This is a genomic window from Streptomyces sp. NBC_00203, from assembly GCF_045206325.1.
GTDB classification, from domain to species: Bacteria; Actinomycetota; Actinomycetes; order Streptomycetales; family Streptomycetaceae; genus Streptomyces; species Streptomyces lutosisoli.
The window spans coordinates 7,357,141-7,377,072 of record NZ_CP108126.1; the positions used below are offsets into that span (position 1 = coordinate 7,357,141).

The following is a 19,932-nucleotide window of genomic DNA, read 5'->3' on the forward strand; positions in this document are numbered from 1 at the left end:
GAAGAAGGGCGACCGTAGCCATGCGTCTCGTCATGAACGAACCGGTCGAGAGGATGGACCGGCCCTATGCCCGGCGCTGGTGGGCGCTGCTGGTCCTCTGTCTGAGCCTGCTGATCATCGTGATGGCGAACACCGCCCTCACGGTCGCGGCCCCGGACATGACCCAGGACCTGGGCCTGTCCAGCGCCGACCTCCAGTGGGTCATCGACGGCTACACCGTCCCGTACGCCGCGCTGATGCTGCTGCTCGGCGCCATCGGCGACAAGTACAGCCGGCGCGGGGCGCTCATTCTGGGACTCGTGGTCTTCGGGGGAGGCGCCGTCGCGGGCTCGCTCGTCGGCAGTTCCACGGGGGTGATCGCGGCCCGTGCCGTCATGGGCGTCGGCGCCGCGCTGATCATGCCCGCCACGCTCTCCCTGCTCGCCGCGACCTTCCCGCGCGCGGAGCGGGCCAAGGCGATCGTGCTGTGGACCGCCACCGCCGGACTCGCCATCGCCGCCGGTCCGCTGGTCGCGGGCCTGCTCCTGGAGCACCACGGCTGGTCTTCCACGTTCCTGATCAACGTGCCCATCGCCGCGCTCGCGATCATCGGCGCCCTCGTGCTCGTACCGCCGTCCAAGGCCGGGCACCAGCACCGCATCGATTACGTGGGCGGTCTGCTGTCCGTGGTCTGGATCGGCTCGCTGGTCTACATGATCATCGAAGGGCCGCACTTCGGCTGGGGCGTCAAGGCCGTGACCGCCGCGGTCGTCGCGGGAGTCGGCCTCGCGCTCTTCGTGGTGTGGGAGCTGCGCCACCCCCGCCCGGTCATCGACGTACGCCGTTTCGCGAACCGCCGCTTCGCCGGCTCCAACCTCGCCGTCGCGCTGTTCTTCCTGGCTGTCTTCGGCGCCTTCTACTACCTCACCCAGCACCTCCAATTCGTCCTTGGATACGACGCGTTGGACACCGGAGTGCGCATGCTGCCGCTCGCCGGGGCCGTCTTCGTCGGCTCGGCGCTCACCGGCTACCTCACCCCGCGCATCGGCATGAAGATCACGGTCACCGCGGGCATGGTCGGCGGCACGGCGGCGCTCGCACTGCTCACCCAGGTGGACGCTTCATCGTCGTACGGCGATTTCGTCCTGCCCCTGGCCATCCTGGGCCTCGCGATCGGGCTCGCGCTGTCGCCCTGCACGGACGCCATCATGGGCGCGTTCCCCGAGTCCGAGCTGGGCGTCGGCGGCGCGGTGAACGACACCTCCCTGGAGCTCGGCGGCTCGCTCGGCATCGCCATCCTCGGTTCGGTGCTGGCGAGTTCGTACTCCTCGCACCTCTCGGACGCGACCGCGGGCAGCAAGCTTCCGGCGGGTGCCCTGTCCACGGCGCAGGACTCGGTGGGCGCGGGGTACGCGGTCGCCCAGGGCATCGGCGACAAGGCCCAGCAGCTCGCCGGGCAGGCCGCGCAGACGGGGGATGTGGAGAAGGCCGCGCAGTTGAAGGCGCAGGCCGACCAACTCGCCCACGGCGCCCACCAGATGGCCGACGCGGTCGGCTCGTCCTTCGCGGACGCGGTCGCGCACACCAGCCTCATCGGTGCGGTGATCCTCGGGGTGGGGACGGTGCTGGTGGCTGTGCTGCTGCCGCGGAACGGCCGTACGGCGGAGGCGGAGGCGGAGCCGGAAGCCGAAGCGGAGGCCGAGGCGGAGGTGCTGGTCGAGGTTGAGGCCGAGGTTGAGGTCAAGACCGTGCCCGAGGCCGACGCGCCGGACGCCCCGGTAGCCCCGGTAGCCGAAGAGTCCGAACCCGCGGGCAGCGCCACGCGCTGACCGACCCCGGAACCGCGACCCTCGGCCCACCGTCTCGTAGAACATGCACTACCGTGCCGTGCCGGACTGACCGGCACGGCACGGCACGTTCTGCGGAGGACACGGGAGCATGAAGATCGACTGGGACCGGCGCACGTGTGCGCGGCGCGGGCATGTGACGTACGCGCCGAACGAGTCGGAGCTGCGGGCGCGGCTGCGTGCCGGGACGAGCCTGGGCGAGGCGTGGCGCTGTCTGCGCTGCGGTGACTTCGTGCTGGGCGACCCGCATGGTTCCGGCCCGGCGGACGAGGCTCCGCTGGTGCCGCGCGGCAAGGTGCTGCGCGATCTGTTCATCCTGCGCTTCCTGGCGATCGAGCGGGCCGTGCGCGGCGTGTTCATCGTGCTGGTGGCGGCCGCCGTGTGGAAGTTCAGCAATAGCCAGGACTCGGTGCGCCGGCTCTTCGACGAGTATCTCGACGTCTTCCGCCCGGTCTTCAGGCACTTCCATTACGACCTCGACCACTCGCCCGTGGTCGGCACCATCCAGAAGACCTTCGGCTACAAGCACAACACCCTGATGCTGGTGGCCGTGCTGCTGCTGGCGTACGCCCTGATCGAACTCGTCGAGGCGGGCGGCCTCTGGTACGCCAAGCGCTGGGCGGAGTACCTCACGGTCGTCGCCACCGCCGCGTTCCTGCCCCTGGAGATCTACGAACTCACCGAGCACGTCAGCTACTTGAAGATCGCCACCCTGGTCCTCAACATCCTGGCCGTGCTCTACATCGCCCTCGCCAAGCGGCTGTTCGGCCTGCGCGGCGGACGCAAGGCGTTCGAGGAGGAGCGGCAGAGCGCGTCGCTGCTGGAGGTGGAGGAGTCGGCGGGGGTCGCGGCCCACGCGTAGGCCGACGGTCCGCCCACACGTTCGGGGACATCCGTCCCAAATACTTTGACCGGCCTACGTGTTCGGTCCCAGGCTGGGGAACCAGAGTGGTCGGCCGGACAGCGCGGAGGCGGGCATGGGCGAGACCGAGATCATCAGCAACGCGGAGTACAAGGCCCGGATCGCCGCCGAGGGGCAGGGCTCACCGCTGTCCCTTGAGGAGGTCGGCGAGTTGTTCAGCCAGTTCCTCGACGCGGTCGCGCGGCCCAAGCCCCAGGTCGCGGACGGCCGGAATCTCGCCGAGCGGATGCGCGCGCACCTGGGCACGGCGCCCGGGGACCAGCCGGTGGTCAAGGCCGCGTACCCCTCGTACGACCTGCCCAATGTGCATCTGGCGGTGGAGCGCTGGTTCGCGGCCGAGGGGCGTTCCCACGAACTGATCGGCATGCGCGGCTCCTCCCATCACGGGGACCTGACGCTGGGCGACATCCTCGAATCGGCCGACCGCTACAACCGGTTCGTGATCGGCGCGGTCGACTACGCGCATCTGCCGATCTCCCCCGACCAGGAACTCGCCTGTGTCTCCTTCGGGTTCTACCTCGGCCAGGAGGGCGACGAGCGGTTCGCGGTGCTGCTGCGCGGCCCGGCGGACGAGTACGGGCGCAACAAGGTGGAGATCGAAGTCCTCGCCCGGGAGAAGGAGTTCGCGGACCGGCTGCTGGCGGAGATCGACGCGCTGGTCCGCGCGCACAACATCTTCCGCGGCCAGGTCCTCTCCTTCGAGGGCTCCGACTTCGGCCACGGCCTGGGCCCGTTCCGCTTCCACCGCCGCCCCGGTCTCTCCCGCGAGGAGATCGTGCTGCCGGACGGTCTCCTGGAACGCGTGGAGCGCCAGGTGGTCGGAGTGGCGCGCCGCCGCGAACGCCTGCGCGCCGCGGGCCAGCACCTGCGCCGCGGCCTTCTCCTCTACGGCCCGCCCGGCACCGGCAAGACCCACACGATCCGCTATCTCCTCTCCCACCTCCCGGAGTTCACGGTCGTGGTGCTGGCCGGGACGAGCATCGACGCCATCGGCCCCGCCTGCGCCCTGGCACGTATGCTCCAGCCCGCCCTCGTCGTCCTGGAGGACTGCGATCTGATCGCCGAGGCCCGCGACTACGGCGGCGGCGAACAGCCCCTGCTCTTCCAGGTGCTCAACGAGATGGACGGCCTCGGCGACGACGCCGACGTCGCCTTCCTGCTCACCACCAACCGCGCGGACCTGCTGGAGCCCGCCCTCGTCCAACGCCCCGGCCGCGTCGACCTCGCCGTCGAGATCCCCGTCCCCGACGCCGAGGGCCGCGCCCGTCTCCTCGCCCTGTACGGCGCCTCCCTCGACCTCGGCAAGGACCTCACCGACGAGATCGTCGCCCGCACGACGGGCACGACGGCGTCCTTCACCAAGGAGCTCGTACGACGGGCCGTGCTGATCGCGGCCGAACGGGAGGCCGAGCGGACGGAGCCGGACGACCTCCGGGCCGCGGTGGATGAGCTGCTGTCCGACCGGGACCGGTTGACGCGCCGGCTGCTGGGCGTGCGGGACCCCGACGGGGACGCCGAGGACTCTCCCACCACACGGGACGGGGTCGACGACTAGACCCGGGGCCCGGCCCCCGCGTCCAGCCGTGCCAGCTCCTCCGCGTCCAGGACCAGGTCCGCGGCGCCCGCCGAGTCCCGGATGGTCTCCGGGCGGCTGGCGCCCGGGATCGGGATGACGTTCGGCGACCGGGCCAACAGCCAGGCCAGGCAGATCTGTTGGGGGCTGACGCCACGCTCGTGGGCCACCTCGTGGAAGGCGCCGAAGCGGTCGCCAGGCCGCACGCCCGACGGACCGTCCAGGGAGCTGCGGGAGATGCCGCCCAGCGGGCTCCACGGGAGGAAGGCGATGCCCAGTTCGGCGCAGAGCCGTAGCTCCGGCTCGCTGTCCCGTACCTCGGGGGAGTACTGGTTCTGGACGGAGACCAGACGGTCGCCGAGGATCGCGTGGGCCTGGCGGATCTGGTCGGTGGTGGTGTTGGAGATGCCGGCCAGGCGGATCTTGCCCGCGTCGAGGAGTTCGCGCAGGGCGCCGACCGAGTCCTCGAAGGGGACGGCGGGGTCGGGCTTGTGCAGCTGGTAGAGGCCGATCGCCTCCACGCCGAGCCGCTTCAAGGAAGCCTCCGCCGCCGACCTCAGATGGGCCGGGGTACCCGTCACCGTCCAGCTGCCGTCGGCAGGTCTGCCGCGCCCGCCCTTCGTGGCGACCAGCACCTCGCTGGTATCACCGCCGTACGTGGCCAGGGCGCGGGCCACGAGCTGTTCGTTGTGGCCGGGCTCGGCGCCGGGCAGGTGGTACGAGTCCGCCGTGTCCAGGAGGGTCACGCCCGCGTCGAGGGCGGCGTGCACCGTGGCCAGGGCACGCGCCTCGTCCGGGTGGCCCTCGATCGACAGCGGCATCGCGCCGAGGCCGATCGCGCCGACGCGGAGATCTCCAAGAAGCCTGTACCGCACGTCAGTTGTCCTTTCCGAGCGTCTCGGCCACGGCCTGGGGGAGCCATTGGCCGGCCTCGCCGAAAGCGAAACCGAGCTTGGTGGCCCGGGTGTTGTCCATCCCGTACGAACGGGCGAAGGAGAACGGCGAGGCCTCCCCGACCTCGACGCTCTGGAAGACCGTCTTGCCTTCCGGCACGTGCACGGCAACGGCCTCGCACAACGCCTCGGTGGTGAGCACCCCGTGGGAGGCGGCGTTCACCGGCCCGGTGAAGTCGGCACCCGCCGTCCAGGCGAGGAAGTCCGCGATCTCCTCGACATGGATGTACGTGGCCGGGTGGTTCACGGCGGGGACGGCGATCGGTTCGCCGGTGCGGATGCGGTCGGTGTAGTGGTCGAGGCGGCCGGTGAAGTCGTCGGCCCCGCCCAGGACGTGGGCGACGCGGACGGCCACGTACGGGAACGCGGGGTCGGCCGTGAAGACCGCCTCGGCCTGCCGCTTGCCCTCGCCGTAGTGCGCGTCGAGGAAGTCCGGGTCGTCCCAGGGGAGTTCGAGGTCGACGGCGACGGTACGGGGGTCCACGGCGTCCTCGCGCACGAGGGCCGCCGAGTCCTCGTACTCGTACACCTCGACGGTGGACGTCATGACGTACCGCCGTGTGCGTCCCGCGAATACCCGTCGCGCGATCTCCGCCTGCCTCGGCGTATAGCAGACCTGGTCGATGACCACATCGAAAGTCCGCGAACCCAGGGCCTTCTCCAGGGAATTCTCATCATTGCGGTCGGCGATGAGGTGAATTGCTCCCGCGGGCGGTGCCGACGAGCCGCGATTGATGACGGTGACCCGGTCTCCCGCGGCCATCAGCCGGTCTATCAGGCGTTTTCCGAAATACCGGCTTCCGCCGATGACAGCTACCTCAGGCATGGCGCCCTCCCCCGATCCCATTCAATGAGCTGCGGCCTTGTGGTCATAATTCTCCCGACGTACGCGGGAGTTCTGAAGGGGGAGTCATGGGAGATCCGGCCGAGGCACCGAAGGAACCACGGCATCTGCGCGCCGCCGCCAACGAAACGTCGGTGGCCTTCGACGCGCTGGACCGGCAGATCCTGGAGCAGCTGCAGAGCGACGGCCGGATCAAGCTCAGCGAGCTGGGCCGCCGCGTCCGGCTGAGCCCGGCGGCCGTCGCCGAACGCGTCCGCCGCCTGGAGTCCGCAGGCGCCATCACCGGCTACGGCGCCCACGTCTCCGCGCCCCGCCTCGGCTACGGCCTCCAGGCCTTCATCCGTGTCAACCCGCACGGCGGCTACACCCTGAAGCACCCCAGGACCCTGGAGCTGCTGGCCCGCCCCGAGATCATCGAGGTCCACCACGTCGTCGGCGAGGACTGCTGGATCCTCAAGGTCGCCGTCCAGGACACCATCCACCTGGAGGACGTCCTGGAGCAGACGTCCGCGCTGGGCCGTACGACGACCTCGATCGTCCTGTCGTCACCGGTGGAGCGGAAGCCGCTGCTGCCGCCGGCCTGACCGGAAAGGGACAGGCCTTGGTGGTCCGGCCCCCGGGCTTGCCTTGACGTCGGCGTCAAGGATTACCGTCAGGGCATGCGAATCGGCGAGCTGGCGGCGCAGGCGGGGACGACCACGCGGACTCTGCGCTACTACGAGTCGCGGGGGCTGCTTCCCGTGCGGCGGGGCGAGAACGGGTACCGGACGTACGACGAGGACGACCTGCGGCTGTTGCGGCAGATCAGGACGTTGCAGGACTTCGGGTTCGACCTGGAGGAGACGCGGCCCTTCGTGGAGTGTCTGCGGGCCGGGCACCCGGAGGGCGACTCGTGCCCCGCGTCGCTCGCGGTCTACCGCCGCAAGCTCGGCGAGCTCGACGCGCTGATCGACGAGTTGGTGTCGGTGCGCGCGATGGTCGGCGAGCAGCTGGCGCGGGCGGAGCGGGCGCGGGACGAGCTGGCGGCCGACGCGGAGGTTCCGGGCGGCCCGGAACCCGTATGCGAACTGGGAGGGCAGACGCGGTGATCAAGGCAGCAGGTGTGGCCGAGGTGACGGACGCGGACTTCGCGACGGAGGTGATCGGGGCGGATCTGCCCGTGCTGGTGGAGTTCACCGCCGACTGGTGCCCGCCGTGCCGGCAGATGGGGCCGGTGCTCAGCGCTCTGGCCGCCGAGGAGGGCGACCGGCTGAAGGTGGTCCAGCTGGACGTGGACACCAACCCGGAGACGACGAACGCGTACAAGGTGCTGTCGATGCCCACGTTCATGGTGTTCCAGGGCGGTGAGCCCGTGAAGGCGATGGTGGGGGCCCGGCCCAAGCGGCGGCTGCTGGAGGAGCTGTCCGACGTGCTCTGACCTCACCGATACCCAACCCATTGGTTCCATCGGTATACAAAAAATCCCCTGAGCGATTGCGCTCGGGGGATTTCTTTGCGTATATTCAATGGTTCGCGACTTCAAGGGGATTGAGTCGCAAAGAAGTTCACTGGCCACAGTATATCCGGGCGGGAGCGGAATTGTCAAACAGGGGCTCACACACAGAATTTCCCGACGATGAATTGCGCCATGAGCAGGAATTCATCGACGGGTTGTACGCGCGCGTGGACGCCCTGCGCGGTGTCACGGAGGCATCCGTCGGGAACGCGCTCGCGCAGGGCAGCACGCCCATGCAGGCACGCCTCGAACGGGACATCCTGGTCGCCGAGCGCTCGGGCCTGCTCGCCGCGCTGAACGCCGTGGACGGTTCGCTCTGCTTCGGCCGCATCGACCTCACCACAGGCGTCAAACACCACATCGGCCGGATCGGCATCCGCGCCGACGACACCGAGCACACCCCGATCCTCATCGACTGGCGGGCCCCGGTCGCCCGCCCCTTCTACCTGGCCACCGGCCACACCCCCATGGGCCTGCGCCGCCGCCGGCACATCACCACCGACGGCCGGCACGTCACCGATCTGCACGACGAGATCCTCGACCTCGGCGACCGCGAACGCACCGGTCACGAGGACCCGACCGGAGACGCCGTGCTGCTCGCCGCGCTCAACTCCGCGCGCACCGGCCGCATGAGCGACATCGTGCAGACCATCCAGGCCGAGCAGGACCGGATCATCCGCGCCCCGCACCGGGGTGTCATGGTGGTGGAGGGCGGCCCCGGCACCGGCAAGACGGCCGTCGCCCTGCACCGGGCCGCGTACCTCCTCTACGAGTACCGGGAACTGCTGGCCAAGCGCGCCGTCCTCATCGTCGGCCCCAACCCGGCCTTCCTCGGCTACATCGGCGAGGTGCTGCCCTCGCTCGGCGAGACGGGCGTCCTGCTCGCGACGGTCGGTGAGCTGTTCCCCGGTGTGAAGGCGACGGCGGCCGACACCCCCGAGGCAGCCGCCGTGAAGGGCCGCGCGGACATGGCCGAGGTACTGGCCTCGGTGGTCCGTGACCGCCAGGAGCTTCCCGACCCCGTGATCGCGATCGAGCACGACCGGGACATACTGATGCTCGACGCCGGGCTCGTCCAAGTCGCCCGCGAACGCACCCGCGAGGCCCAGCTGCCGCACAACGTGGCGCGCGAGTACTTCGAGGGTCACATCCTCAACACCCTCACCGACATGCTCGCCGAACGCATCGGCACCGACCCCTTCGACGGCTCCAACCTCCTCGACGCCAGCGACATCACACAGATGCGTGACGAGCTGGCCGAGAACCCCGAAGTCTGGGGCGCGATCGACCAGTTGTGGCCGAGGCTGACACCGCAGCGGCTGGTCGCCGACTTCCTGGCCGGCCCGGAGGGCTATGTCGCGGACCAGGACGCGGCGGCGATCCGCCGTCCGGTCACCGTCGAGTGGACCACCGCGGACGTGCCGCTCCTCGACGAGGCCGCCGAGCTGCTCGGCGAGGACGACCGGGTGGCCAGGGCGCTGGCGGACCAGGAGCGCCGCACCCAGGTCGCCTACGCACAGGGCGTCCTGGACGTCTCCTACGCCTCTCGTACCTACGAGTTCGAGGACAAGGACGAGGAGGACTCCGAGGTCCTCTCCGCACACAACATCATCGACGCCGAACGGATGGCCGAGCGGCACGAGGAGGACGACCACCGCAGCGCCGCCGAGCGTGCCGCCGCCGACCGGACCTGGGCCTTCGGCCACATCATCGTCGACGAGGCGCAGGAACTGTCGCCCATGGCCTGGCGGCTGCTGATGCGCCGGAGTCCCACGCGTTCCATGACCCTCGTGGGTGATCCCGCGCAGACCGCGGAGGCGGCGGGGGTGGGATCGTGGGAGGAGATCCTCTCCCCGTACGTGGAGGACCGCTGGGATCACACGCGTCTCGCCGTCAACTACCGGACTCCGTCCGAGATCATGGATGTCGCGGCGGGGGTGGTGCGGGCGGAGCGGCCAGGGTTTGAGCCGCCTCGGTCCGTGCGGTCTACGGGGGTACGGCCGTGGGTGCGGGCCGCGGGTGACGACTTGCCCGGCGCCGTCGCCAAGGCCGTCGCCGAACTGGCTCCCGCCGAGGGGCGGCTTGCGGTGATCGCGCCTCGTGCGCTGCACGCTGCGCTGGCCGTGCGGCTGGAGGGGGTTACGGCGGGATCGGAGCCCGATCTGACCCGCGCCGTCGTCCTTCTCGACCCTCGGCAGGCCAAGGGGCTGGAGTTCGACTCCGTGCTGGTGGTCGAGCCGGCGCTGTACGGGACGAGTGACCTGTATGTCGCTCTGACTCGGGCTACGCAGGCGCTTGGTGTGCTCTATACCGGTGAGCTGCCGGATTCGCTTCGGGAGTCCGGTCCGGCGTAGGAGTTTTCGCCCCCGCCGCCCCTACCCGTCCCATCCTCCAGGGGCTCCGCCCCTTCGACCCCGGGGGTTGTTCGTCGGCTGCGGGCCGGTGGGGGCTTGTCGCGCAGTTCCCCGCGCCCCTAAAAGACAAAAGCAACTCCCACCGCCCGCCCCCGACGAACCGGGGCGGGCGGGGGATCGGGGCGAAGCCCCGCGCCTTCAGGGGCGCGGGGACCTGCGCGCCCAGCCCCCACCCACCCGCACTCGACGCACAGCCCTCACCCCCACCCACCCCAGGGGCGCGGGGAACTGCGCGAGCAACCCCCACCCACCTGTACCCGACACACAACCCCGGGGTCGAAGGGGCGGAGCCCCTGGGGATGGGACGGGTAGGGGCGGCGGGGGCGAAGGACGATCAGGCGGGCCGCAGCCAGACGGTGGACAGCGGTGGCAAGGTCAGTTGGATGCTGGTGGGGCGGCCGTGGGTGGGGTGGGGTTCGGGTTTGACCGGGTCCTGGTTCAGGACGTTGCTGCCGCCGTAGCGGGCGGCGTCGGTGTTCAGGACTTCGTGCCAGGCGGGGATGTCCTCCGGGACGCCTAGGCGGTAGCCGTGGCGGACCGCGGGGGAGAAGTTGGACACCGCCAGGAGCGGGGTGCCGTCGGCGTCGTGGCGGAGGAAGGCGAAGACGTTGTCCTGGGCGGCGTCGCCGGCGATCCAGGTGAAGCCGGTGGGGTCGGTGTCACGTTGCCAGAGGGCGGGTTCGCGGGCGTAGAGGGTGTTGAGGTCGCGGACGAGGTCGCGTATGCCTCGGTGGTCCGGTTCTGCTGCGTAGGCGGGGTCGAGGAGCCACCAGTCGGGGCCGTGTGCTTCGGACCATTCGGCGCCCTGGGCGAATTCCTGTCCCATGAAGAGGAGTTGTTTGCCGGGGTGGGCCCACATGAAGCCCAGGTAGGCGCGGGTGTTGGCGCGTTGTTGCCACCAGTCGCCGGGCATCTTCGACACGAGTGAGCGTTTGCCGTGGACGACCTCGTCGTGGGAGATGGGCAGGACGTAGTTCTCGCTGTAGGCGTACACCATCGAGAACGTCATCTCGTTGTGGTGGTACTGGCGATGGATGGGGTCATGGGCCACGTAGTCCAGCGAGTCGTGCATCCACCCCATGTTCCATTTCAGCCCGAAGCCCAGACCCCCGAAGCCGCCCGGGCCGATGTGGTGCGTGGCCCGGGTGACGCCGTCCCAGGCCGTGGATTCCTCCGCGATCGTGACTACGCCGGGGTTGCGGCGGTACACGGTGGCGTTCATCTCCTGGAGGAAGGCGACCGCGTCGAGGTTCTCGCGGCCGCCGTGTTCGTTGGGCACCCATTGGCCCGGCTCGCGGGAGTAGTCGAGGTAGAGCATGGAGGCGACGGCGTCGACGCGCAGGCCGTCGATGTGGAACTCCTCGCACCAGTACACGGCGTTGGCGACGAGGAAGTTGCGGACCTCGCGGCGTCCGTAGTCGAACTCCAAGGTGCCCCAGTCGGGGTGCGCGGCCCGCAGCGGGTCCTCGTGCTCGTAGAGCGGTCGGCCGTCGAACTCGGCCAGCGCCCAGTCGTCGCGCGGGAAGTGGGCCGGAACCCAGTCCATCAGGACGCCGATGCCCGCCCGATGCAGCGCGTCCACCAGGTACTTGAAGTCGTCCGGGGTGCCCAGCCTCGCCGTCGGGGCGTAGAAGCCCGTCACCTGGTAGCCCCACGACCCGCCGAACGGATGCTCGGCCACCGGCATCAGCTCCACATGGGTGAAGCCCAAGTCACCTACGTACACCGGTAGTTGTTCCGCCAGTTGGCGATACGTCAGCCCGGGGCGCCAGGACGCCAGATGCACCTCGTAGACCGAGAACGGAGCCTCGTGCGCCGCCCGCACCCCCCTCCCGGTCATCCAGTCCTCGTCCCGCCACTCGTGGTGCGACGCGTGGACGATCGACGACGTCGCCGGAGGCACCTCGGTGCGCCGGGCCATTGGATCGGCCCGCAGCGTGTGCGTGCCGTCCGGGCGGGTGATGTCGAACTTGTAGAGCTCCCCCTCGCCGATCGCGGGCACGAACAGCTCCCACACCCCGGAGGAGCCCAGCGACCGCATCGGATATCCCGTGCCGTCCCAGAAGTTGAAGCTGCCGGCGAGGCGCACGCCGCGTGCGTTCGGGGCCCACACCGCGAAGCGGGTTCCGGGCACACCCTGGTGCACCATCGGCTCCGCGCCGAGCGCACGCCACAACTGCTCGTGGCGGCCCTCGCCGAGCAGATGCAGATCGAACTCGCCCAGCGCGGGCAGGAAACGGTACGCGTCCTCGGTCTCCTGCTCCGTGTCCTCGTACGCCACGACCAGCCGGTACGACTCCGGCACCGCGCGCAGCGGCAGCAGCCCCGAGAAGAAACCGTCCCCGTCGTCGTGCAACTCGGCGCGCAGGTCGTCCGTCACGACAGTCACCCCGAGCGCGTACGGGCGGAAGGCACGGAAGGCCACACCGCCCGGCACCGGATGGGCTCCCAGCACCCCGTGCGGATTGTGATGCGTGCCGTTGAGCAGCCGCTCCCGGTCACCGGGGTCGACACCGGCGAAAACAGGGGCCGGAACAGGAGCCAGAACAGGGGTTAGAACAGGGTTACTCGCCGTGGTCTTGCTCCCCGGAGCCTTCTTACCCACGGCCTTCTTCCCCGTGGCAGCCTTCTTCCCTGCGGCAGCCTTCTTCCCGGCAGCAGCCTTCTTGGCCGTCGTCTTCCCCTCGGCGGCCTTCTTCACCGCCGTCTTCTTCACTGCGGCCGACTTCTTCGCACCAGACTCACCAGGCTCACCAGTCGCACCGTTCTTCTTCGGACTGTCGTCGGACGGGGGGCGGGGCGTCACGGGCAGGGCCTCCTCGGCAGGGTGAGGTCGGGAACGGCAAGGGCGTTCAGGGGGACGCGGCGAGCCGGCGTACGGCCGCGAGCGGCACCGGCAGCCAGTCGGGGCGGTGCCGGGCCTCGTACAGGACTTCGTAGACCGCCTTGTCCGTCTCGTAGGCGTGCAGCAGTACGGGGTCGGTGCGCGGGTCGACGCCGGCGACCTCGGCGTACCCGGTGCAGAACGCGGCCCGGCACGCATCCGCCCAGTCGGGTACCGGGGGGCGCTGCGAGTGGGCCGCGTAGTCGAAGGAGCGGAGCATGCCCGCGATGTCCCGTGCCGGAGGCTGTGCCATGCGGCGTTCGGCGAGCGATTTCGAGGGCTCGCCCTCGAAATCGATGAGCGACCACTCCCCGGAGGGGGAGCGCAGGCACTGGCCGAGGTGCAGGTCGCCGTGGATGCGCTGTGCGGTCCAGGCGTGGCCCTCGGCGGCCAGGTCGGCCAGCGCCTCGAAGGCGGTGCGCAGGCCGGGAGCGTAGGGACGGAGCGCGGGCACCGCCTGTGCGGCCGCCTCCAGGCGCTCGGTCATGCCGTCGACGAGCTGCCCCATCTGCGCGCGGCCGAGCGTGGCCGTGGGCAGCGCACCGGCCAGCGCCGTGTGCACCTCGGCCGTGGCACGGCCCAGTTCCCGCGCCTCGCCGGTGAAGTCCTCACCCTTGGCCAGTTGGCGCAGCGCCAGCTCCCAGCCGTCCGACGCGCCCTGCACGAAGGGCTGGAGCACACCGAGTATGTACGTCTTCTCCTCGCCCAGGTCCGCGACCATCCAGGCCACCGGGGCGGGCACCCGTATACAGCCCTCCCGGGACAGCACCAGCGGAAGCTCCAGATCCGGATTGGTCCCCGGCACGATCCTGCGCAACAGCTTCAGGATGAACGTATCTCCGTAGACGATGGACGAGTTGGACTGCTCCGACGTCACCACCCGTGGCACCAGATCGCCCCGGATCTCCTGGATCTCCCGGTTCTCCCGGATCTCCTGGAGTTCCCCGGCCTCCCGGCGCCGCTCACGCTCGAAGCGCAGCTCGCCGACGCGGGCCCGGGTGCGCAGGGCTTCCAGGAGTACGCCGGCGGGGCGCGGGTCGTACAGCGCCTCGTACACCGTGCGGCCGGCCAGCGGTCCCTCCTCCAGATGCCCGATCAGCGCGGGTGCGAGCCGTGGCGGCAGCACCTCGCGTACGCCGATCAGCAGCTGGTAGCAGTCCCCGGGGTGCGGGGTGGCTCCCCGGGCGGGGGTGAGCGGCTGGTGTACGCGTACGAGCAGATGGAGCAGGCCCAACTTGGCTGTGGGCGGCAGTAGTTCCACCGCCGCCACCAGGGAGAATCCGGTCACCGGACGCCCTTTGCCCGCGAACCAGCGCTGTCGGGGCAGCCACTCCCGCAGCAGTGGATCGAGGGACGCGAGCAGTTCGGGGCGTGCGACGGGGGCCGTGGCAGAGGGGGTTGCGGCTTCCGACATGGCGTCGCGTCCTTTCCCCAGGGGCCCGGAGACCGGGCGAGTCGGGGTGTGAGTGATGCGTGCCCAGGGCGGGGCGGGAGAAACCGCCCCGCCGTCCGGGTTCTAGACGGCGTCCTTGCGGAGCCGGAACCAGTAGAAGCCGTGACCCGCGAGCGTGAGCAAGTACGGAAGCTCACCGATGGCCGGGAATCGCACCCCGCCGATCAGCTCCACCGGATGTCTTCCGCTGAACGCCCGCAGGTCCAGTTCGGTGGGCTGGGCGAAGCGGGAGAAGTTGTGGACGCACAGGACGAGGTCGTCCCCCTCGTCCTTTGTCGAGGGGGCTTCGCGCAGGAAGGCGATGACGGCCGGGTTGGAGGACTGGAGTTCCGTGTAGGAGCCGAGGCCGAAGGCCTTGTTCTGTTTGCGGATCTCGATCATGCGGCGGGTCCAGTGCAGGAGCGACGACGGTGACGACATCGACGCCTCGACGTTGGTGACCTGGTAGCCGTAGACGGGGTCCATGATCGTGGGGAGGAAGAGGCGGCCGGGGTCGCAGGAGGAGAACCCGGCGTTGCGGTCGGGGGTCCACTGCATGGGGGTGCGGACGGCGTCGCGGTCGCCGAGCCAGATGTTGTCGCCCATGCCGATCTCGTCGCCGTAGTAGAGGATCGGCGAGCCGGGCAGGGACAGCAGCAGGGCGGTGAAGAGTTCGATCTGGTTGCGGTCGTTGTCGAGGAGTGGGGCCAGGCGGCGGCGGATGCCGATGTTGGCGCGCATCCGCGGGTCCTTGGCGTATTCCGCGTACATGTAGTCGCGTTCCTCGTCGGTGACCATTTCCAGGGTCAGCTCGTCGTGGTTGCGCAGGAACACGCCCCACTGGCAGCCGGACGGGATCGCCGGGGTCTTCGCGAGGATTTCCGACACCGGGTAGCGCGACTCACGCCGCACGGCCATGAAGATGCGCGGCATGACCGGGAAGTGGAACGCCATGTGGCACTCGTCGCCGCCCGAGGGGAAGTCGCCGAAGTAGTCGACCACGTCCTCCGGCCACTGGTTCGCCTCCGCCAGCAGCACCGTGTCGGGGTAGTGCGTGTCGATCTCCTTGCGCACCCGCTTGAGGAACTCGTGCGTTGCCGGAAGGTTTTCGCAGTTGGTTCCCTCGACCTGGTAGAGGTACGGCACCGCGTCCAGGCGGAAGCCGTCGATGCCCAGGTCCAGCCAGAACCGCAGCGCGGAGATGATCTCCTCCTGCACGGAGGGGTTCTCGTAGTTGAGGTCGGGCTGGTGCGAGAAGAACCGGTGCCAGAAGTACTGCTTGCGGACCGGGTCGAAGGTCCAGTTGGAGGCCTCGGTGTCGACGAAGATGATGCGGGCGTCCTGGTACTGCTTGTCGTCGTCGGCCCAGACGTAGTAGTCGCCGTACGGGCCGTCGGGATTGGACCGGGACTCCTGGAACCACGGGTGCTGGTCGCTGGTGTGGTTCATCACGAAGTCGATGATCACCCGCATGCCGCGCTGATGGGCGGCGTCCACGAACTCGACGAAGTCCGCCAGGTCACCGAACTCGGGCAGCACCGCGGTGTAGTCGGAGACGTCGTACCCGCCGTCCCGCAGGGGCGATTTGAAGAAGGGGGGCAGCCACAGGCAGTCGATGCCCAGCCACTGCAGATAGTCCAGCTTCGCGGTGAGGCCCTTGAGGTCGCCGACACCGTCCCCGTTGCTGTCCTGGAAGGAGCGGACCAGGACCTCGTAGAAGACAGCGCGTTTGAACCATTCGGGATCGCGGTCCTTGGCCGGTGTGTCCTCGAACGTGTCCGGGACGGGCTCGTTGACGATCATGTTGTGGGTGACCCTCCGATCTGCGGTGAGGACGGTCGCAGGACGGTGAGGATGTGCGCGGGCCTATGCCCAGGCTCCAGACGCACATAGTTGGCCCTGCCCCAGTGGTAGGTCTCGCCGGAGAGCTCGTCGCGCACCGGCACGGACTCGTGCCAGTCCAGGCCGAGTTGCGGCATGTCCAACGAGACCGTGGCCTCCTGGGTGTGGTGGGGGTCGAGGTTGGCCACCACCACAACCGTGTTCGAACCGCGTGCGTTCCGATCAGACTTCGAGTAGGCGATCACCGCCTCCTTGTCCGTGTGATGGAAATGGAGGTCGCGCAACTGACGCAGCGCCGGGCTGCGCCGCCTGATCGCGTTGAGCGCGCCCACCAATGGCGCGATGCTACGTCCGTCACGCTCCGCCGACTCCCAGTCCCGCGGCCGCAGTTGGTACTTCTCGGAGTTCAGATACTCCTCGCTCCCGGCGCGCAGGGGGGCGTTCTCGCAGAGTTCATACCCGCTGTAGATCCCCCAGGTCGGCGACAGCGTCGCGGCCAGAATCGCCCGCAGTTCGAAGGCCGGCCGGCCACCCTGCTGGAGGAACTCATGAAGGATGTCAGGGGTGTTGACGAAGAAGTTCGGCCGCATGTACGCGGCCGTCTCACCCGACAGCTCTGTCAGGTAGTCGGTCAGCTCCTCCTTGGTGTTGCGCCAGGTGAAGTAGGTGTACGACTGCTGGAAGCCGACCGCCGCGAGCGTGCGCATCATCGCCGGGCGGGTGAACGCCTCCGCCAGGAAGATCACGTCCGGGTCGGTGCGGCTGATGTCCGCCAGCACCTGCTCCCAGAACACCACCGGCTTGGTGTGTGGATTGTCGACGCGGAAGATCCGTACGCCGTGATCCATCCAGTACCGCAGCACGCGCAGCGTCTCCCGGACCAGGCCCGGCATGTCCTTGTCGAAGGCGATCGGGTAGATGTCCTGGTACTTCTTCGGCGGGTTCTCGGCGTACGCGATCGTGCCGTCCGGGCGGTGGTGGAACCACTCGGGGTGCTTCTCCACCCAGGGGTGGTCGGGGGAGCACTGGAGCGCGAAGTCGAGGGCGACTTCCAGGCCTTCGCGCGCTGCCCGGCGTACGAACGCGTCGAAGTCGTCGATCGTGCCCAGGTCCGGGTGGACGGCGTCGTGCCCGCCCTCCGGGGAGCCGATCGCCCAGGGCACGCCGACGTCGTACGGGCCCGCGGACAGGGTGTTGTCGGGGCCCTTGCGGAAGGTCCTGCCGATGGGGTGGATCGGGGGCAGGTAGACGACGTCGAAGCCCATCTCCGCGATGGCGGGCAGGCGTTCGGCGGCCGTACGGAACGTGCCGTGCACCGGCGGGACCGGCCGCCCGCTCTCCGACAGCCCGTTCTCCGACAGCCCGCTCTCGGGCTGCCCGTTCTCCGAGCGCGGGAAGAACTCGTACCACGCGCCGTACAGCGCCCGCTCACGCTCCACCAGCAGCGTCAACGGCTCTGAGGACGTGACGAGTTCGCGCAGCGGATGGCGGGCGAGGATCTTGTCCACCTCGGGCGTGAGCGCGGCGGCGAGACGGGCCGCGGCGGGGCGGTCGAGGTCGCGCAGTGCGTCGGCGGCCTTGAGGATCGTGTCCCGGCGGCCCTTGCCCTTCGGCACCCCGGTGGCCGCCCGCTCGTGCAGCCGTGCGCCCTCCTCCAGGACCAGCTCCGTGTCGATGCCCGCCGGGATCTTGATCCCCGCGTGGTGCCGCCAGGTGGAGATCGGATCCCCCCACGCCTCCACCCGGTACGTCCAGCGGCCCTCCTTCCCCGCGGACACCGTGGCGCCCCAGCGGTCGGTGCCGGGGGCCAGTTCGCGCATCGGGGTCCAGGGGCCGGCGCGGCCGTCCGGATCGTGCAGGACGACGTTCGCGGCGACCGCGTCATGGCCCTCGCGGAAGACCGTGGCCGAAACCTCGAAGCACTCGCCGGCCACCGCCTTCGCGGGCCGTCGCCCGTGCTCGACGACCGGGCGGACGTCCAGGACGGGGATGCGCCCGATGGACGCCGTATACGCCGTGGACGCAGTGGATGACGCGTACGCCGTGGTGGACGACGTGGTTGCCGTGGTGGTGACGGTGGCGGTGGTGGTGACGGCCGTGCTGGTGGCGCCGGTCGCGGCGGAGGGTTTCTCCGGGGTGCGGGAACCGGCGTCGGCCCTGCGTATGGGGGGTGTGTCGGGGGTGGTCGTCGGGGGTGGCGACGTGGGGGACGAGTGGTGCGTTGCGGGCATGACCGCTCCTGTCCGCGTCAACGTGGGTGGGCGGATGAGGGTGTCGGGAGATGGGGCCGGCGGGGCGTACCGGAGGAGCCTTCCCACCCTATGCGGGTGGGCATTCCGGCACTTTGTTAACTACTCACGCGTATGTCTACACACAAGACCGGCCTCGTCCTGTGAGGTCGAGGCCGGTTGGTGTCCCCGGGACCCGCTAGGGGTTCTCGACGTGCAGGAGCTTGTTCGGCGAAAGGAGTCCCGCGCCTGAAATCCTGCCCGAAACCGCCTGTTTCACCAGTGCTTTGGCCACCTGGGCCGGTGTCGCCTTGGGGTGGTCGGCCAGATAGAGCGCGGCCGCGCCCGCGACGTGCGGGCTCGCCATCGACGTACCGGAATAGGTCGCCTTCCCCGTGTCACTCGCGTACGACGCCGAGGTGATCGCCACGCCGGGCGCGAACAGGTCGACCGAGGAACCGGTGTTCGAGAAGCTCGCCCGTGCGTCCGTCTTGTCGCTCGCGCCGACCGTGAGGGCCTGCGTGACCCGGGCCGGGGAGTACAGACCGGCGGGAAGTCCGTCGTTGCCCGCCGCCACCGCGTAGGTCACGCCGGAGGCGATGGAGTTGCGTACGGCGGTGTCCAGTTGTGTGTTCGCGTACCCGCCGAGGCTCATGTTCGCCACGGCCGGTTTCTTCGCGTGTTTGGTCACCCAGTCGATGCCTGCGATGACCTGCGCGGTGGTGCCGGAGCCGTCGTTGTCGAGGACGCGGACGGCGACGACCTTGGCCTTCTTGGCCACGCCGTACTTGGTGCCGACGATGGTTCCGGCGACGTGTGTGCCGTGTCCGTTGCCGTCCTTGGCCGTCTTGTCGTTGTCGACGAAGTCCCAGCCGTAACTCGCCCGGCCGCCGAAGTCCTTGTGCGTGATGCGGATACCGGTGTCGATGACGTACGTGGTCACGCCGGCGCCCGCCGATTCGGGCCAGGTGTAGCCCTTGTCGAGCGGCAGGTCGGGCTGGTCGATCCGGTCCAGGCCCCACGAGGGCGGGTTCTTCTCGAAGTGGTCGAGCGCCACCCGGGTGTCCTGCACGACCGAGGCCACGCGGGAGTCCGCCGCGAGCCGCCGGGCCTGCTTCTCGTTGACCTTCACGGCGAAGCCGTTGAGGGCCGTTCCGTAGGTGTGGCTGATTCTCGCCCCGTACTTCTCGGCGATGCTCTTTCCCGCCGACGACGGAGCCTGTGTCCCCCCTTTGAGCGTCACGATGTAACTCCCGCTGACGGAACCGGGATCGCCGGCCCCGAGTATCTGCCCCTCCGGGGCGGCGTGCGCGGGCAGGGTGATGGCCGAAAGCACCGCGGCCGTCGCGACCGCGGTGACGCCCCCCGCCCAGCGCAGACGCCTCTCTCTCGTCTGTGCCATGACTTGAGTTCCCCTCCTCGAGTCGGCGTACGGAGGCCGGAGCCGGCCGGTGTCGGCCTGGGCCCTGTCGTGCCGGCCGTACGCCACCCGGCGAGCCTCTCGTGTGGGGTGAAGCAC

At 69.8% G+C, this 19,932-nt stretch carries 14 protein-coding genes; 7 read left to right on the forward strand and 7 right to left on the reverse strand.

What is annotated here, in order from left to right:
* Positions 1-20: 20 nt before the first annotated feature.
* The 3 genes from OG975_RS32995 (at position 21) to OG975_RS33005 (ending at position 4,303) form a co-directional block, all read left to right on the forward strand.
* Positions 21-1,808, forward strand: a complete 1,788-nt coding sequence (locus OG975_RS32995) for an MFS transporter (protein WP_406332945.1) — start codon at positions 21-23, stop codon at positions 1,806-1,808.
* Between the two features lie 109 nt (positions 1,809-1,917).
* Positions 1,918-2,688, forward strand: a complete 771-nt coding sequence (locus tag OG975_RS33000) for a DUF2127 domain-containing protein (protein WP_406332946.1) — start codon at positions 1,918-1,920, stop codon at positions 2,686-2,688.
* A 115-nt stretch (positions 2,689-2,803) separates the two neighbouring features.
* Positions 2,804-4,303 carry an AAA family ATPase gene (locus OG975_RS33005; RefSeq protein WP_406332947.1) on the forward strand — a complete coding sequence of 500 codons (1,500 nt, stop codon included), beginning with the start codon at positions 2,804-2,806 and terminating at the stop codon, positions 4,301-4,303.
* On the opposite strand, the gene OG975_RS33010 is transcribed toward OG975_RS33005, so the two are convergent.
* Both OG975_RS33010 and OG975_RS33015 read right to left on the reverse strand, forming a co-directional pair.
* Positions 4,300-5,196, reverse strand: coding sequence for an aldo/keto reductase (locus OG975_RS33010; protein WP_406332948.1), 897 nt, complete (start codon positions 5,194-5,196; stop codon positions 4,300-4,302). The two genes, OG975_RS33005 and OG975_RS33010, sit on opposite strands and share 4 nt — an antisense overlap.
* 1 nt (position 5,197) lies before the next feature.
* The gene (locus OG975_RS33015; protein ID WP_406332949.1) at positions 5,198-6,100 is read right to left on the reverse strand and encodes an NAD-dependent epimerase/dehydratase family protein; all 903 of its coding nucleotides are present in this window, start codon (positions 6,098-6,100) and stop codon (positions 5,198-5,200) included.
* Positions 6,101-6,186: 86 nt separating this feature from the next.
* Here OG975_RS33015 and OG975_RS33020 point away from each other — a divergent pair, with 86 nt between their 5' ends.
* The 4 genes from OG975_RS33020 to OG975_RS33035 all read left to right on the forward strand — a co-directional run bounded on the left by OG975_RS33020 (position 6,187) and on the right by OG975_RS33035 (position 9,967).
* A complete protein-coding gene (locus OG975_RS33020; RefSeq protein WP_406332950.1) occupies positions 6,187-6,702 on the forward strand; it encodes an Lrp/AsnC family transcriptional regulator in 516 nt (171 codons plus the stop codon).
* 75 nt (positions 6,703-6,777) lie between these two features.
* Positions 6,778-7,206 carry a MerR family transcriptional regulator gene (locus tag OG975_RS33025; RefSeq protein WP_406332951.1) on the forward strand — a complete coding sequence of 143 codons (429 nt, stop codon included), beginning with the start codon at positions 6,778-6,780 and terminating at the stop codon, positions 7,204-7,206.
* Between the two features lie 14 nt (positions 7,207-7,220).
* Positions 7,221-7,535 (forward strand): thioredoxin family protein, encoded by a 315-nt coding sequence (locus OG975_RS33030; protein ID WP_406336574.1) that lies wholly within the window; start codon positions 7,221-7,223, stop codon positions 7,533-7,535.
* 143 nt (positions 7,536-7,678) lie between these two features.
* Complete coding sequence (locus tag OG975_RS33035; RefSeq protein WP_406336576.1) at positions 7,679-9,967, forward strand: HelD family protein; 2,289 nt, start codon at positions 7,679-7,681, stop codon at positions 9,965-9,967.
* 394 nt (positions 9,968-10,361) lie between these two features.
* Here the strand turns inward: OG975_RS33035 and glgB are convergent, their stop codons facing one another.
* The 5 genes from glgB to OG975_RS33060 all read right to left on the reverse strand — a co-directional run bounded on the left by glgB (position 10,362) and on the right by OG975_RS33060 (position 19,815).
* Entirely contained in the window at positions 10,362-12,833 is a 2,472-nt protein-coding gene (gene glgB / locus OG975_RS33040) for a 1,4-alpha-glucan branching enzyme (RefSeq protein WP_406332952.1), read from the reverse strand.
* 46 nt (positions 12,834-12,879) lie between these two features.
* Positions 12,880-14,325: a maltokinase N-terminal cap-like domain-containing protein gene (locus OG975_RS33045; RefSeq protein ID WP_406332953.1), complete on the reverse strand. Its 1,446-nt coding sequence runs from the start codon at positions 14,323-14,325 to the stop codon at positions 12,880-12,882.
* 102 nt (positions 14,326-14,427) lie between these two features.
* Positions 14,428-16,146: a maltose alpha-D-glucosyltransferase gene (gene treS / locus OG975_RS33050; RefSeq protein ID WP_406332954.1), complete on the reverse strand. Its 1,719-nt coding sequence runs from the start codon at positions 16,144-16,146 to the stop codon at positions 14,428-14,430.
* Positions 16,143-18,416, reverse strand: a complete 2,274-nt coding sequence (locus OG975_RS33055) for a maltotransferase domain-containing protein (protein ID WP_406332955.1) — start codon at positions 18,414-18,416, stop codon at positions 16,143-16,145. The genes treS and OG975_RS33055 overlap by 4 nt, the downstream gene beginning before the upstream one ends.
* A 196-nt stretch (positions 18,417-18,612) precedes the next feature.
* Complete coding sequence (locus OG975_RS33060; RefSeq protein ID WP_406332956.1) at positions 18,613-19,815, reverse strand: S8 family peptidase; 1,203 nt, start codon at positions 19,813-19,815, stop codon at positions 18,613-18,615.
* Positions 19,816-19,932 lie beyond the last annotated feature (117 nt).